Origin of the sequence: Haloarcula argentinensis DSM 12282, from assembly GCA_000336895.1 — an archaeon.
Lineage (GTDB): Archaea > Halobacteriota > Halobacteria > Halobacteriales > Haloarculaceae > Haloarcula > Haloarcula argentinensis.
In genome coordinates this window covers 444,864-459,386 of record AOLX01000017.1, presented here as the reverse complement: position 1 = coordinate 459,386, position 14,523 = coordinate 444,864, and the positions used below count along the sequence as shown (strand labels likewise).

The window sequence follows — 14,523 nt, the reverse complement described above, 5'->3', positions numbered from 1 at the left end:
GAGACAGGAACGCTCCGAAGCCGTTCTCTGCGGCGACGAGGTGAAGCATGACTGAGGAACCGAGCGAGACGGACCCACAGGCAGCCATCGACTCTGTCGCCGGGAACCGAGACGACCGCGTGTACGAGTACAGTGCCGGCGACGAGCAGGAGGGCATTCCCTTCGTCGGGGCCGGCCCGGGTAACCCTCGGCTGCTGACCGTCGCTGGCCGGGAATTGCTGGCTGACGCCGACCTCGTGGTCCACGCCGGCTCGCTCGTCAACAGCGAGCTCCTGGAGGAGTACTGCGAAGACGCCGAAACGGTATCCTCCATCGGCAAGGACCTCGAAGAGCTGATTCCGCTGATGCGGGACGCCTATGAGGACGGCGACACTGTTGTCCGGCTTCACAGCGGTGACCCCGCCATCTACGGCGCGGCCCTAGAGCAGATGGACGCGCTCGAACACGAAGGCGTCCCGACCTACATCGTTCCCGGCGTCACCTCCGCGTTCGCCGCCAGCGCGACGATGCGAACGCAGCTGACGCTGAACGAAGTCGCCAACCACGTCGCCTTTACCCGCCCGCAGGGCAAGACGCTCGACGAGGACGAGGACCACATCTCCGAGTTCGTCGGCATGGGTGACGTGACGACCTGTATCTATCTGGGCACCCACGCCGTCAGCGAGACGATGGATCGGCTGCTCGAAGACGGCCACGACCCTGAGACGCCGGTGGCGGCTATCTACCACGCGTCCTGGCCCGACGAGGACGTCATCGAGGGAACAATTGCGACCATCGGCGAGAAACTGGAGGACGCGGGCTATCGCGCTTCCGCGATGGTCGTGATTGGGGATGCTGTTGGTGGTGAGGACTATGAGCGGTCGTTCCTCTACGGCGACTGGGCGAACCGGGGAAGTTCCGATGAGACGCAGGAAGCCGACGACTAGGATGAATCGCCTATTTCGCCGAGTACAACTCGAAAGCCCCCGGATGCTCCGGTCGAGGACCTCGCTGTGCGCGCTCGCTTCGTTCGCGTGCTTGCGTCGGTCGTCGTCCCGGAGCGCCCGGCCCCTTTCAGTCCACCCGACAGCACCGCGCCACCACGAGCCACAGGCCTCCCCAACCGACTGCGCTGCTCGCTCGTTTCACTCGCTGTGCTGCTCATCCCTCGCACAGATTTGGCGCGCCATCGGAGCGCGCCAGCGCGCGCCGACAGCAGGTAAGCGTCGTCTCGCGGTCGAGCATCGACTTACAGACACCACCCACGCGGCTGCCTGGCCGGTCGCATGGGGCAGTTCAGTTTCACCGGCCGGAGCTAACTCATGAGTACTGACACCGACAACGAATCCAGTTCGAACAGTTGCAAAGCGCCCGACTCGGACGGCGAAGTAGCCGAGGACATCGCCATCGTGGCCTTCGAGCGGAAGATGGACACGGCCGAGGACATCGTCGACGGCATCGGCGACCGCTACGAGTCCATTGACATCCTCGAATACCACGGCGACGTGTTCGAGGAGTACTGGGGCGAGTACGACTGCTTCATCGGCCTGATGGCCAGCGGAATCGCGATGCGAAAGACCGCCCATCTGCTCGACGACAAGTGGGACGACCCAGCCATCTGTGTCGTCGACGAGGAACTCACGTGGGCCATCCCGATCACCGGTGGCCACCATGGCGCGAATCAGGTCGCTGACGACCTCGCAAGCATGGGCGCGGTGCCGGCGATGACGACCGCGAGCGAGGCCGCGGACAAGCAGGGCGTCGAGAAGCAGGCCAAAGCGCTGGATGCTCACGTCGTCAACGGCGACTCGACCGTGGCGACGAACCTCGCCGTGCTGGACGACGAACTCGGCCCAATCGAGCGCCTCGACGGGCCGAAGGCCGTGCTGGTCGACGACGACGTGACGGTACTCAAACGCAACAAGGACGACGGCGTCGTGCTCGGCTGTGGCAGCGTTGCCGGAGCGGATGTCGAGCAGTTCCACACGGCCTGGGAGCAGGCGCTAGACGAGGCCGACCTCGATCGCGACGACGTGGAGTTCATCGCGACGGGGACCCGGAAAGCCGACGAGGAAGGCATGCTCGCCGCTGCTGAGGAGTGGGGACTGGGCGTCATCGCCTTCGAGAAGGAGACTTTGGAGGGGTTCGAGGGGCCGACCCCCTCGCGGTCGAAGGAACTCATAGGGTGGCCGGGCATCGCCGAAGCGTCGGCTATCGCCGCCGGCAGCGAACACGACCTGCTGGCCGAGAAGACCCGTTACGACGAGGCCGTGACCGTCGCTATCGGGCACTAACCTCGCTCTTTCCCAGGCATTGCGTTTTCAGCTCCGGTTTTGTCACCGAGCAGCTACTGAATTATCATTAGCGGCGAGTCCACAGCTGTCCCGAGTTCCTGTCACAGTACAACTCTAAACTTATTTATTATGTGCGCCTGTGATGACAAATGGCGCATGACAACACTACTCGAAGACAAGGTGGCGGTCGTTACGGGCGGCGCAAGCGGGTTCGGCCGGGCCATCTGCCGACGGTACGCGGAGCACGGCGCAGATGTTATCGTTGCGGATCGACAGGAAGACCCCCGCGAGGGCGGCGAACCGACCCACGAACTGGTCGAAGCTGAGACCGACCGGACGGCACATTTCGTCGAATGTGACGTGACCAACCCCGACGATCTGGAGGTGGCCGTCGCCGCGGCTGAGGAACTGGGCGGTATCGACATCATGGTCAACAACGCCGGCATTTCGGAGATAGCGGATTTTTACGAGACCACGGAGGAGGACTACGACCGGCTGATGGACGTGAACACCAAGGGCGTGTTCTTCGGCGCGCAGGCCGCGACCGAGGCGATGCGGGAGAACGGCGGCGGCACCGTCATCAATATGTCCAGTTCCGGTGGCATCCGCGGGACCGGCCTGCTGGTCAACTACTGCACCTCGAAAGGCGCAGTTCGACTGTTCACCTATGCGCTCGCGGACCGCCTGAGCAACTACGACATCCGGGTCAACGCTATCCATCCGGGCTACAGCAAGACCCAGATGTTCGAGGACGAGCGCATCGACGACACGAAGAAGATGATGCTAAAGGAACTCATCCCCTCGGGCCGCTTCGGCGAACCCGAGGAGATCGCCGACGTGGCGACGTTCCTCGCCAGCGATATGGCCTCCTACGTCAACGGTGAGAGCGTCGTCGTCGACGGCGGGCTGACGAACACCTGACCAGCGGAGCAGGTACAGACGACTTCAGCTACGTGATTACGCGGCCGAGTAGGCTAACTACCGCGTATAAAGAGAAACTATTAGCTCATATGGTCTCTCTGCGCGTCTGCCTAACTCGCTGAGCCGACGGTCTGGAGCCTTTGTTGCCCAGGCCATCCAGAAGCTTGCGGAACGGTGGGGTTCGGGTCAGAGACGGCGAAGCCATCGAAACTACCTATTCGACTATTCTTTCCACCTCGCTAAGCGTCTCTACCGCGTGCTCTCGTATCCGTTCGCCCACCTGTTCGCGCTTTTCTGGATCGACTCGTTGCTGGAGATAGAGTGATTCTAAGAACGCAATATCATTCATGAGTTGGTAAAGCGGCCGTCGCTCTTCGAAATCATCGGGAAGTGGCTTGACAGATTCGTATCCAGCTTGGAATGCCCGTGGTACGGCTTCACCGACACCATGATTGGCTTCGAAATACGGCATCACGGTCCGCCAGTAGTCGTATTCCGCTGGAGCAACGAGTGCGTGTTCGAAATCAATCGCGGTAATGCCCCCGCGACTGGTCTGAACGTGGTGTTCGGGGTGCACATCACCGTGGCAGAGAACCGGCTCACCAACCCCATCGAATACGGCTGGATTGTCTTGGAAGAAGACCTCGACCGTGTCTGTGATACCGGTGTACCCATACCCTGCGAGAAGCGACCGGTGGTATCCCACACGCTCGATTACGCCGTCGACCCAGCGCTTGTGGCTCGTGAGTTCGAGGGTCCCGTCTTGACTTCGGGGCTTTCCGAACCCGTCGAATGCTCCTCTGGTATCAGCATGGAGCGTGCCCATCCAGACGCCTGCAGCGCGGGCCCACGTTCTATCGACCTGTGGTGACGCCTCCGCAATCTCGCCGTCCCATGTCGTAATATAGTGGTCGGTCCCAACAGCGAGTACGTCGGGCACTCTGGCAGTGGTTCCTGTAGCAACATACTCGTGAACTCGCCCTTCGTCGGCTGCATGCCCCCGCCGGTGGTCATCAATTTTCAAGACGGCGCGTTGGCTACCGAACTGAATCTCGTACACCCGGTAGGGAGGGACGTTGTGTAGTTCACCGATAATTCGACTCTCAACGCTATGCTCTTCTATCGCTTGTTTGACTGCTTCTCTCATAGTTGAAAGCCGCTGGCGGGCGGCGACCGGCCGGAAGCACAGTGCTGTAGCTCCGGCCAGAAAAGTACATTCAAAATGTGGTATAGATTACACTAAAAACATTCGAACCTTGATAGGGGCGTCCAGTAAGCCCGTACCAGTTTGGGCCCCTTTGACAATTTCGTTGGAACAGGACTGGTAGCAGCTTGGTCCGAACGTTGGAGCGGACGCAGTTCCCTGCTGCTACCATTCTGCGCCTTCGCTTGCACTAGTACAAGCACAATTGTTTTATGCGAAAGCGGCGTTGTACTCACCATGCGCCACAGTATCGAGATTCGAACGGCGGCTCTCGGAGACCGAGGATGAGCAGCGACGGACGCCAGTCGACAGCGGCCGCGGCCGAGGCGACGCGTCCAGCCGACTACGGGACGCTATATGTGGTCGGTATCGGACCGGGCCTCCCCCACGACATGACCCAGCGGGCGAAAGACGTCATCCAGACCGCTGACTGTATCATCGCCTCGAACCTCTATCAGGAGTTCCTCCGGAAGGACGGCACGCTCCCGCCCCAGTCGGCCGAACTCGACGGCGAAACCGACGACGGCGAAATCGCCGGCGAAGAGGGAGCCGTGCTGGAGCGACCCGACGGCAGCCGGCAGACGCTCATCCGGTCGTCGATGGGCAAACAGGTCGAACTCGCCCGCGAGGCATTCGAGCGGGTCCGCGCCGGCGAGGACATCGCCCACGTCTCCGGCGGCGACCCGAACGTCTACGGGAAGTCCGACTTGCTGTTTACGATGGCCGACGCCGACGACGCCGACGATGTCCCCATCGAAATCGTCCCCGGCGTAACCGCGGCGCTGTCGGGCGCGGCGAACCTCGGCGCGCCGCTATCGAACGATTTCTGTACGATTTCGCTGTCGGACAAGTGGCGCGGCTGGGACGAAATCGAGGAGAAGCTCCGCGCGGCCGCAATCAGCGGCTTCGTCGTCGTCCTCTACAACTGTTGGCGCGACTACGAGCGGGCCGTCGATGTTCTCCGCGAGGAACGGGCCGATGACGTGCCCGCCGCTATCGTTAACGACTCCGGCCGCGGCGAGGCCGGGCGCAATCTCGACGACGAGACAGAGACCATCACCACGCTCGGCGAACTGCCCGAGCACGATGACAAGGTCGGCGGCATGGGCTCGTCCATCGTCGTCGGCACCCACGAGACCGAAGTCTGGCGCAACGATTACCAGGAGTTCCTCGTCACCCCGCGCGGCGGGCGTGACGTCGACGATTTCTGACAATGAGCACTGACAACACCACCGACGCAAGTACCGAGACAGAATCGAAGTGCGGCGCAAGCGAGGCGCAGAGCGCCTCGGAGACAGAGAGCAAGGCGGAGACAGAGACCGATACCGCCTCCAAGTGCGGCGCGAGCAAAGCAAGCTCGTCCACAGAAACGACACCGGACACGAGCGACGACAGCGCCTCCAAGTGTGGGGCCTCGTCGTCATCGTCGTCTTCGTCCTCGTCCAGCAGTAGTTCCTGCGGGGCGTCCTCATCGTCTGATTCTTCGGACGAAGAGGAGGAGGTCGGCTCGACCGTCGACGACTTCGACGCCGAACCGGGCCAGCTCATCGCCGTCGGCCTCGGTCCCGGACAGCCGGAGGGAATGACCGCCCGCGCCCGCTCCGCCCTCTTGGACGCCGAACACATCGTCGGCTACACGACCTACGTCGACCTGCTGCCCGACGAGATCACCGACGGAGCCGACGACATCTACGACACGCCGATGTGCGGCGAGGTGTCCCGAACGGAGGAGGCAATCGATCGCGCGCTGGCGGGCAACGACGTTGCCATCATCGGCAGCGGCGACCCGAACGTGTACGCGCTGGCCGGCCTCGCACTGGAGATCATCGAGTCCAAGGGCGCGACGGCGACGATGCTTGACTTCGATGTCGTTCCGGGCGTCCCGGCCGCCCAGTCCTGTGCCGCCCGCGTCGGCGCGCCGCTGGTCAACGATACCGTCTCCATCTCGCTGTCGGACCACCTCACCGACATGCCGACTATCGAGTCGCGACTCCACGCCGCCGCCAAGGAGGGCTTTACCATCACCATCTACAACCCGTGGAGCCGCAAGCGCCGAGACAACTACGAGAAGTGCTGTGAAATCTTGCTGGAACACCGCGACCCCGAGACGCCCGTCGGCGTCGTCCACGCAGCCGGCCGCGAGGACGAACAGGTCGAAATCGTCGAACTCGGCGAACTGCCTGAACTCGGCGAATCCGACCTCGTCGACATGACCACCACCCTGCTCGTGGGCAACGAGGACACCTACGTTTGGGACGACCGGATGGTGACCCCGCGGGGCTACGAGACCAAGTACGACTACTAATGTACCGCATCACTATCGACCGCGACGCCTGCGACGGGGTCTTCGCCTGTCTCGTCCGTGACGATCGCTTCGTTGAGGACAGCGAGGGACTTGCGGCCATTGAGACGGACGACCAGACGGCGATCGAAGCCACCTTCGACGACGACCGGCGGGACGACGCCGAGCAGGCCGCTGCGGCCTGTCCGCTGGACGCGATTCACGTGGAGTCTGTCGAGGAAGACGCAGGGGCCGTCGACGCACCGACGAGTGACACCGAGGAGGTCCAGCCATGAGCGTCGAAACGGGTGCGCCAAACGACATGCTCGCAGCCCACCCCGAAACGGCGTACTTCTGGGGCCGGGTCACCGGCGACGGCGAGTGCGAGGACAGCTGTATCACCGTCCGGACGAACGACGAGACGGCCGCCCGACGGCTCGCCTCCATCGCCGGGGCGGACCGGGCCGACCGCCGCATCGTCGAGCGGGCGTATGCCCACGACACCTCGATTACCCGCCAGGAGGAGGAGTTCACGGTGCAGGTCGTCGGCGGCCTCGCTGACCGCGCGAGCGCCGCGCTCGGACTGCCGTTCGACGGCGAGTCGGGCGGCTACCGCTTCGACGCGCTGGCTGACTACGATCGTCAGCTCCTCCGGGGCCTGCTCGAAGGCTGTGGCACGGTGTGTTTCAAGTCCGACGACGAGGCGGTCGGCATCTCCTTCGTCCACGAGGACGAACGACTTCTCCGGACGATTCAGACGCTGCTCGACCGCTGCCCGGTCGATGCGCCCTACGGCGACCTTTCGGAGACGTCGTCGGGCTACTGGTTCGGCGTGGACGACGACGCGGCACCTGTCCTCGGTGACTGGCTGTACGAGGGCAGCGAAGAGACGGGGCTGTTCGCGCCGAGCCGTCGGCGCAAGCTCCGGAAAAGCATCGAACGAGTCCGATGAGCGAGGCTATCACTGCGCCCGATACGCTGGACGACGAGGCGGTGCTGCTGGTCGGCCACGGCTCCCGGCGCGAGAAGTCAAACGAACAGGTCCGCGACCTTGCGGTGGAACTGGAGGGCCGACTCGGAATCCCGGTCGACGCGGCCTTTCTCGAACTGGCCGAACCGGCCATCGACGAGGCCATCTCGGGGCTGGCCAGAGCCGTCTCGCAGGTGTCGGTGGTCCACCTCTCGCTGTTTGCCGCCAGCCACGTCAAAAACGACGTGCCGCTGGCTGTTGAGCAGGCCCGCGAGGCCCACCCTGAACTGACCATCAACAACGGCGCACATCTCGGTGTCCACCCAGCCTTGCTGGACCTGCTTGACGACCGCGCGGCGGCCGTCGAGGCCGAACTCGGCGTCGACCGGGAGGAAGACGAAGTAGCCGCTGTCGTCTGTGCCCGTGGCTCCAGCGACCCGGACGCCAACGCCGACGTACACAAGCTTGCTCGACTGCTGTACGAGGGACGCGAGTTCTCGCGGGTCGAGGCGTCGTTCATCGGCGTCACCGAGCCATTGCTCGATGACACTCTGCACGACATCGCCAAGACGCGACCCGATGCCGTCGTCGTCATCCCGTATATGCTCGGGGACGGCGTGCTGACCGGCCGCATCAAGGACGGCGCACGCGAGTTCGACGAGGAGTACCCCTACGTCGACGCCGCACCGGGCGAACCGCTCGGAACCGACACGCGCCTGCTGGACGTGCTGGGCGACCGCTGGCAGGAAGCCCGGACCGGGAGCGTCGAGATGTCCTGTGACACCTGCAAGTACAAGGTGGAACTCGACGGCTACGAAGAGGACCAGGGTGGCGCTCGCGCGATGCTCCGGGCGCTGACCCACCAGGCCGAACACGCCGACCGCGAGAACGTCGACGATGACCCGCACGTCCACGACGCCCCAGAGAAACACGTCGCCGTCTGTACGAACCAGACCTGCGCACAGGACGGCGCGCCGGCGGTCCTCGAACGGCTCCGGCAGGCCGCCCGCGACAGCGACCAGTGCGACGCCCGCATCACGCGGTCGTCGTGTCTCGGCCGCTGCGGCGAGGGGCCGATGGTCGCCGTCTACCCCGATGGCGTCTGGTACGGCGGCGTCGAGGACGAGGACGCCGCCGAGATTGTCTCCTCGCATCTGGACCGCGACCGCATCGTGAGCGAACTCGTCGATCAGACGCTGTGAACACACACCCGATCCAAGACACACATGAGCTGCTATGAAATCGAGGCCCTCCGACTGGGCCTCATGAACGTTCTCGGTACCGAAGATGACCATGCGCGCCAGCACGCGGAACAGGAGCTGGAGGGCCACATGACCGGCCCGATAGAGGCCCTCGCCGGCGCGGAAACCCTCGCCGCCATCGAGCGCCACCTCGACGCCGCGCTCGTGGATCTCGAAGAGGAGATCGCCGCAACCCCTGAAGACGACCCCGAGTACGACTACCTCCGTGGTCGACTCGTCGCCGTCCGAGACGCCGAGCGGGCGGTGTCGCGCATCACCATGCAGGGCGAGGATGTCCTCGCCGGGCTCGGAGAGGCCCACGACGTGCTTCACGAGGCCTTCCCGGTCGATGAGTAGCCAGCGCGCTCCGACCGCCGACCTCGGGGACGTAGCGCCGGCCCGCTCGCGCCATCAGGGCCGCCGCTCGGCGGTCACGATAACCAATGGCCTCGCAGTCGTCGGCACCGCCGACGGGGACCTGCAGGCGTTCGACGTGTCGGCAGACTCCAGCCCGCCACACCGGCGTTGGCAGTACGACACGGATGGCGAACCGAGCGTCGTCGCGGCGGAGCCCTTCGACGGCGGTGTCGTCACTGGCGAACGCAGCGTCCGCGGCGAGATCCGCTGTCACGATGTCGGCGGCGACCTGCGATGGGGGTACGAAACCCGCGGGGACCTCGGCGAGGCCCAGCAGGAGACGCGCTTCTTGTTACCTTTCGTCGCCAGCCTCGCCACCGACGGTGACCGTTGCTACGCCGCTGCCCGGCGATACGAACGCCGGACCGACGACGACGGGAACGACCTCCGCCACTTCGAGAGCGTCGTCTACGCCTTCGAACCCGACGGGACCGTCAGCTGGACCTACCAGACCGACGGCTCACCCATCTCGGTCGACGCCGACGGAAACCGCGTCGCCGTCGCGTACAACCGATGTCCCGGCGATCACCAGCACGGCCTCGTCGTCCTCGACGCCGACGACGGCGACCCGAACTGGATGTGGGACCCAGGCACCGACGGCCAGCGCCGCGTCGGCGACGTTGCGCTGCTGGCCGACGGCGCTGTCGTCTCCAGCCACGGAGACTACTGTGGGTATCGGCTCGACAGCGGCGGCCGAGAGCGCTGGCGCGTCCCGCTGGCGACGCCGACCGACGTGGCTGGCCACACCGTCTACGCGTACCCGAACCATGTCCACGCGACGGACGGGGGCGCGGTGTTCGTCACCGGTAACACCTATCCGGAGAACGGTCGCGAGACGGACGCCCGCCACCCGAACGAGCACACCGCCGTTGGTGTCTCGCTCGATAGCGACCGCCGTTGGGACGCGCCTGTTGGTGGGTTCGCCAGCGGGCTGGGGACTGACGGCTCACTGCTGGCTGTTCCCGGCGCGCAGAACTTCCGGGACCGTGACGCCGACGACCACGCGCTTCGACTGTTCGATGTCGTCGATGGCCCTATCGATACGCTGGACACCGACGGCGTCGTGACGGCGGCCGCAGTCGATGATGGAACCGCTGTTGCTGTCGAGGAACCGGTCGTCTACCACGACGAGGGCCGCGAGCGCGGCGCGTACCGGTTGCATCGGGTTGGGCTGGAGAGCGAGACGGCCCGCTCGCGTCCCTGACGCGGCGATGTAGTGACCTGAACCGGTAGCGAACCGTACTGACGATCTTTTGCACGGATGCGATGCCCCCGGTTTGGCTCCGGTTACTGTGTTATGTGGTGTCAAACTAACCGTTCGCTGGCCGTAGCGCCTCGGTACGGGAGCCCAATATGGCCAATGACACAGACGCCGACCACGAGGAGGCACCGGCGGACGCGGACTCCGATGCCGACGACGACAGCGCCGCTGTCGATGACCACCCCACCGATCGTGAGCGGGAGTTCGCGCAGATGCAACGCCGGCTCAACGAGCGGGAGATGGGCCTCGACCAGCGGAGCGCGGAACTCGACCGGCGCGAGGAGAAGATCGACGCCCGCGAGGAAGAGCTTGACCGGCGAGAGACTGAACTCGACGAGCGGGAGTACCAGCTCGATGAACGTGAAGCCGCGCTTGACGACCGCGAGACCGACCTCGACGAGCGCGAGGCTGAACTGACGGAGTACGACGCCCGGCTGTCCGAACGCGCCGCGGAACTCGACGAGCATGAGGAGACGCTGAACACCTACCTCTCGGGGCAGATGGCGGACGTAGAGGAGTCGGTCACAGAGACGATGCACGACGCGCTGGACCGGTACGAGGCGAACCGGTCGACCGGTCAGTTCGGCCCGACTGGCACGATGCTCGTCGGGCTGGCCGGCGTGGCGCTCGTCGTCGCCGGCATCGGGTTCGGCGCGCTGGCATCGGCCGGCACGGCCCCGTTCAGCGTCGGCGGGACGACAGCGAACCTCGTTCTCGCCGCTGTTGTCGGTATCGTCGGGCTGGCGCTGAATCTCGGAACGGTCGCCGGAAAAATCTGAGTCTCGCCGTCGTCAGTCCGCTGTCGCGGGATAGTCCAGATCGTCTGTGGCCGGAGTATCGCTGTCCCCGAGCCAGGCATGAACCCCTGCGATTGTGGCCCACAGCACCAGCTGGCCGAACACGACCGTCCAGCGGTAGGCCGCGACGAGCGCGGCGGGGACGTCGCCGTGGACCGGATTCGCTGGCGCGAACATGACCGGAACCGCAAGCAGTGCGAGCGGCAGCGCCATGGCCCCGAGTCGAACGGCGGTGTGGTGGTGGTCTGTCCGTTGATAGGCAAGCCCGGCGAGCACTGCGACCAGCGCACCCAGCGCCATCAGGCCGGCGTACCAGGCGAGGCGCGTCTCCGTTCCGAGCGCCTGCTCGACGCCCGGTGGCTGTGGCGGCAAGACGAGCCACGGCGCGCCGGAGACGGTGAGAAAGCCGGCTCCCGCAAGCGCCAGTCGCTTCGTCGCCCCCGAACCGGGGATCGCGGGTTCGAGGAAGAAGTACACCATTCCGAAGGCCGCGACGCCGAACAGCAGACCCCAGAGGACGCCACCGCCGATGCTCGCGACGGTCGTCGTGAGCTCGGAGACGACGGGGCCGCCCCCGCCGTGGCTGTGTTCGAACGTCTCCAGCCCCGCGGTGAAGGCGTTCCCGACCGTCGCGACGAACAGGCCGTAGACCAGCCCGCCGGCCACGCCGGCCATCGCGCCGCGTTCGAGGTAGTCAGTCGCCATCAGTGGCAGGTGATGCCGGCGCTGTGTCGGAAGTTGTGCAGTGAGTCGTGCAACATTGGGTCTTGCACGAACAGCAGCGTGAAGCCGAGCGCCGCCACCAGCGCGACGGCGATGGCGATCTGTGGGCCAGTCAGTGACGCCTTTGCGCGTTCGATACGGTCGTACACGCTATCCGCAGCGTGTTTGGTGTCAGTGTCCTTCTGCATTGAAATCTCGTTTGTATTAGGAACAAGTAAGATTGTAAAACTTCCGCCTGACACGGCTTCGGGGGTTATCGTTCGCTGGCGACGGCATCGACGCGCTCGGCGGTCAGCGCGTCCAGCGGGACGACCGACGCATCTGTTTCGTCTGCAACGAGGTCGAGTAGTCCGGCGCGGCCTGCCTCTCCAGCATTCACGACAACAGTTCGGTCAGCCGATTCGCCGAGCGTCTGCGCCGCGGTTCTGGTCGCCGCGACCGGACTCCCGTTGGCGGTGTTCGCCCGGCCGTCAGTCACGAGAACGACAACGCCGGCGTCCGGGTCCGCCCGGTCGAGCACCTCGCGCGCGGCTGTCAGTCCATCCGGCAGCGGCGTCCGGTCGCCGGTCGGGAGGTCCTTCAGGTGCCGGGCCGCCAGCGAGACACTGTCGGTGGGCGGGAGCACCACGTCCGCGCCCTCGCCAGCGAAGGTGACGAAGGCGACCTGATCGCGGGCCTGATAGGCGTCCTTCAACAGTTCTAGGACAGTCCCTTTCGCGGCTTTCATCGCCGGACGCATCGACGCGCTCGCGTCGACGGCGAACACGACCAGTGTCTCGGCGTCGCCTGCACGAACGGACTTCCGAAGGTCCCGTGACTCGACACGGCCGCTCCCGCGACTGGCCGCCGCCCGGACCGACGCCGCGGCGTCGACCTCGTCGTCGCGGCCGGCGCGCTCGGTACGGACCGTTGCGCCGCGTTTCGTCCCCGTCGCGCTCGCGCGCCCGCTTGCGCTCCCACCGTCTGTGTCGACCGATGGTGCGTCCACGTCGGGCGCACCGCTGTCGCCGACTGCGGCGCGGGACTGGCCCGGCAGCAGCGGGGTGGCGTTTTCCGGGTCGTCGGACTGGTTGGCCTCCCCCTCCCAACTGTCGTCTCCGGCCGCTCCTTCGCCGTCGCCACCCTCGGCCTCCTGCCGCTCGCCGTCGCTGTCGGCCGAAGCGGGCGTTGGCTGCTCGCCGCGCTCGTCTGACTCGCCGTCGCCGTCCTCGCCGGATTCTCCGCTGTCGTCCGGTCGCTGTTCCTGCTGTTCGTTGCCATCGCTTGCCTCTCCGTCACTTTCGCTATCTTCCGAGTCGCCACCGGCTGCTTCTTCCTCGCCGCCGTCTGCGTCGCTTTCCTCGTCATCGCGCTCCCCGTCTTCGGCGGACTCCTCCTCGGAGTCGCCCTGCTCGTCCTCGAAGTGGTCGTCGAGCACGTCGTCCACGTCCGGCGCGTCTTCGAAGGGCCGAGAGGTGAGTCGGTGGGGGAGCGCGAACTCGGCGGCCCGCCCGATGTCCGATTCGAGGACCGTCGTCCGTCCGTCGAGTGCGGCGAAGGTTCGGGCTGCCCGCGCTGTGGCGATGTCGCCGCGGTGGCCGTCGAGGCCGGCGTCTCGGCAGAGTTCGGCGATCTGCTCGCGGAACTCGCGGGCGAGGTCGACTTTCGGAAGCAGGTCGCGCGCGGTTCGCAGTCGCTCGCCCGGGCTGCGGTCGGGTTCGGACTGTCTCTTCTCGTCGCCGCTTTCTCCGAGTGCCTGGTCGATGATGGCGACGCGGTCGTCTATGTCTTCGCAGGCGCTGACCTCGGTCTGGAGGGCGAAGCGGTCACGCAACTGCGGGCGCAGATCACCTTCTTCAGGGTTCATTGTCCCGACGAGCGTGAACTCGGCGGGGTGGGTGACAGTGACGCCGTCGCGCTCGACACGGTTCTGGCCGCTGGCGGCCGCGTCGAGCAACACGTCTACGAGGTGGTCGTCCAGCAGATTCACCTCGTCCACGTAGAGGATACCGCGGTTTGCACGGGCAAGCAGGCCGGGATCGAACTCGTGGTCGCCGTCGAGCGCGTCGGCCACCGACAGCGTTCCGACGACCCGATCCCGCGTCGCGCCGAGCGGGAGCGTCACCAGCGGAACCGACCGCGTTTCGACAGGCGGGTCCGCACGCGCTCGACAGTCTTCGCATTGCTCGTCGGGACGGTTCGGTGGACAGCCATATGGGCAGTCCGCGACCGCGCGTTGCTCGGGCAGCAGGTCTGCGAGCGCGCGTACCGCTGTCGACTTCGCCGTCCCCTTCTCGCCGCGGACCAGCAGGCCGTCGAGGTCGTCGTCCGTCGCGACCGCCAGCAGGCCGTCCTTGAGGTCGCGCTGGCCGACGACGGCCGCGAATGTCGGTCCCTGCGAAGCTTTTTTGCCCGCGCCGAATACAACCATACTTGTATTAGTGCAAACGGAGATT

15 protein-coding genes are annotated in these 14,523 nt (G+C 65.6%); 11 read left to right on the top strand and 4 right to left on the bottom strand.

Translation table 11 applies throughout. From position 1 onward, the window contains the following. Nucleotides 1-47 precede the first annotated feature (47 nt). The 3 genes from C443_RS11270 (at nucleotide 48) to C443_RS11260 (ending at nucleotide 3,194) form a co-directional block, all read left to right on the top strand. Nucleotides 48-926, top strand: a complete 879-nt coding sequence (locus C443_RS11270; RefSeq protein WP_005536431.1) for a cobalt-precorrin-4/precorrin-4 C(11)-methyltransferase — start codon at nucleotides 48-50, stop codon at nucleotides 924-926. A gap of 375 nt (nucleotides 927-1,301) precedes the next feature. Next, entirely contained in the window at nucleotides 1,302-2,273 is a 972-nt protein-coding gene (gene cbiG / locus C443_RS11265; protein ID WP_005536428.1) for a cobalt-precorrin 5A hydrolase, read from the top strand. Nucleotides 2,274-2,429: 156 nt separating this feature from the next. Further along, nucleotides 2,430-3,194 carry an SDR family oxidoreductase gene (locus tag C443_RS11260; protein WP_005536426.1) on the top strand — a complete coding sequence of 255 codons (765 nt, stop codon included), beginning with the start codon at nucleotides 2,430-2,432 and terminating at the stop codon, nucleotides 3,192-3,194. 214 nt (nucleotides 3,195-3,408) lie between these two features. Here C443_RS11260 and C443_RS11255 read toward each other — a convergent pair whose 3' ends face one another. Continuing rightward, nucleotides 3,409-4,341, bottom strand: coding sequence for a phosphotransferase (locus tag C443_RS11255; protein WP_005536422.1), 933 nt, complete (start codon nucleotides 4,339-4,341; stop codon nucleotides 3,409-3,411). A 341-nt stretch (nucleotides 4,342-4,682) separates the two neighbouring features. Between C443_RS11255 and C443_RS11250 the strand changes: the two genes are divergently transcribed. The 8 genes from C443_RS11250 to C443_RS11215 all read left to right on the top strand — a co-directional run bounded on the left by C443_RS11250 (nucleotide 4,683) and on the right by C443_RS11215 (nucleotide 11,347). Further along, the gene (locus tag C443_RS11250; protein WP_005536421.1) at nucleotides 4,683-5,609 is read left to right on the top strand and encodes a precorrin-3B C(17)-methyltransferase; all 927 of its coding nucleotides are present in this window, start codon (nucleotides 4,683-4,685) and stop codon (nucleotides 5,607-5,609) included. A gap of 2 nt (nucleotides 5,610-5,611) precedes the next feature. Then, nucleotides 5,612-6,703, top strand: coding sequence for a precorrin-3B C(17)-methyltransferase (cobJ, locus tag C443_RS11245; protein WP_005536420.1), 1,092 nt, complete (start codon nucleotides 5,612-5,614; stop codon nucleotides 6,701-6,703). Continuing rightward, on the top strand, nucleotides 6,703-6,975 hold the full coding sequence (locus C443_RS11240; RefSeq protein ID WP_005536419.1) for a ferredoxin: 273 nt from the start codon (nucleotides 6,703-6,705) through the stop codon (nucleotides 6,973-6,975). The genes cobJ and C443_RS11240 overlap by 1 nt, the downstream gene beginning before the upstream one ends. Then, nucleotides 6,972-7,631 carry a hypothetical protein gene (locus C443_RS11235; RefSeq protein WP_005536416.1) on the top strand — a complete coding sequence of 220 codons (660 nt, stop codon included), beginning with the start codon at nucleotides 6,972-6,974 and terminating at the stop codon, nucleotides 7,629-7,631. The genes C443_RS11240 and C443_RS11235 overlap by 4 nt, the downstream gene beginning before the upstream one ends. After that, nucleotides 7,628-8,851 carry a CbiX/SirB N-terminal domain-containing protein gene (locus C443_RS11230; RefSeq protein WP_005536415.1) on the top strand — a complete coding sequence of 408 codons (1,224 nt, stop codon included), beginning with the start codon at nucleotides 7,628-7,630 and terminating at the stop codon, nucleotides 8,849-8,851. Before C443_RS11235 ends, C443_RS11230 begins: the two co-directional genes overlap by 4 nt. Nucleotides 8,852-8,875: 24 nt before the next feature. Next, on the top strand, nucleotides 8,876-9,247 hold the full coding sequence (locus C443_RS11225; protein WP_005536414.1) for a DUF3209 family protein: 372 nt from the start codon (nucleotides 8,876-8,878) through the stop codon (nucleotides 9,245-9,247). After that, nucleotides 9,240-10,511: an outer membrane protein assembly factor BamB family protein gene (locus tag C443_RS11220; protein ID WP_005536413.1), complete on the top strand. Its 1,272-nt coding sequence runs from the start codon at nucleotides 9,240-9,242 to the stop codon at nucleotides 10,509-10,511. Before C443_RS11225 ends, C443_RS11220 begins: the two co-directional genes overlap by 8 nt. A gap of 149 nt (nucleotides 10,512-10,660) precedes the next feature. Continuing rightward, nucleotides 10,661-11,347: an Rnase Y domain-containing protein gene (locus C443_RS11215; protein WP_005536412.1), complete on the top strand. Its 687-nt coding sequence runs from the start codon at nucleotides 10,661-10,663 to the stop codon at nucleotides 11,345-11,347. A 12-nt stretch (nucleotides 11,348-11,359) separates the two neighbouring features. Here the strand turns inward: C443_RS11215 and C443_RS11210 are convergent, their stop codons facing one another. From C443_RS11210 to C443_RS11200, 3 genes are all read right to left on the bottom strand, one after another. Then, nucleotides 11,360-12,070 carry a CbtA family protein gene (locus C443_RS11210; protein ID WP_005536411.1) on the bottom strand — a complete coding sequence of 237 codons (711 nt, stop codon included), beginning with the start codon at nucleotides 12,068-12,070 and terminating at the stop codon, nucleotides 11,360-11,362. Beyond that, on the bottom strand, nucleotides 12,070-12,276 hold the full coding sequence (locus tag C443_RS11205; RefSeq protein ID WP_005536410.1) for a CbtB domain-containing protein: 207 nt from the start codon (nucleotides 12,274-12,276) through the stop codon (nucleotides 12,070-12,072). The genes C443_RS11210 and C443_RS11205 overlap by 1 nt, the downstream gene beginning before the upstream one ends. A gap of 65 nt (nucleotides 12,277-12,341) precedes the next feature. After that, complete coding sequence (locus C443_RS11200) at nucleotides 12,342-14,498, bottom strand: VWA domain-containing protein (protein ID WP_005536400.1); 2,157 nt, start codon at nucleotides 14,496-14,498, stop codon at nucleotides 12,342-12,344. Nucleotides 14,499-14,523 lie beyond the last annotated feature (25 nt).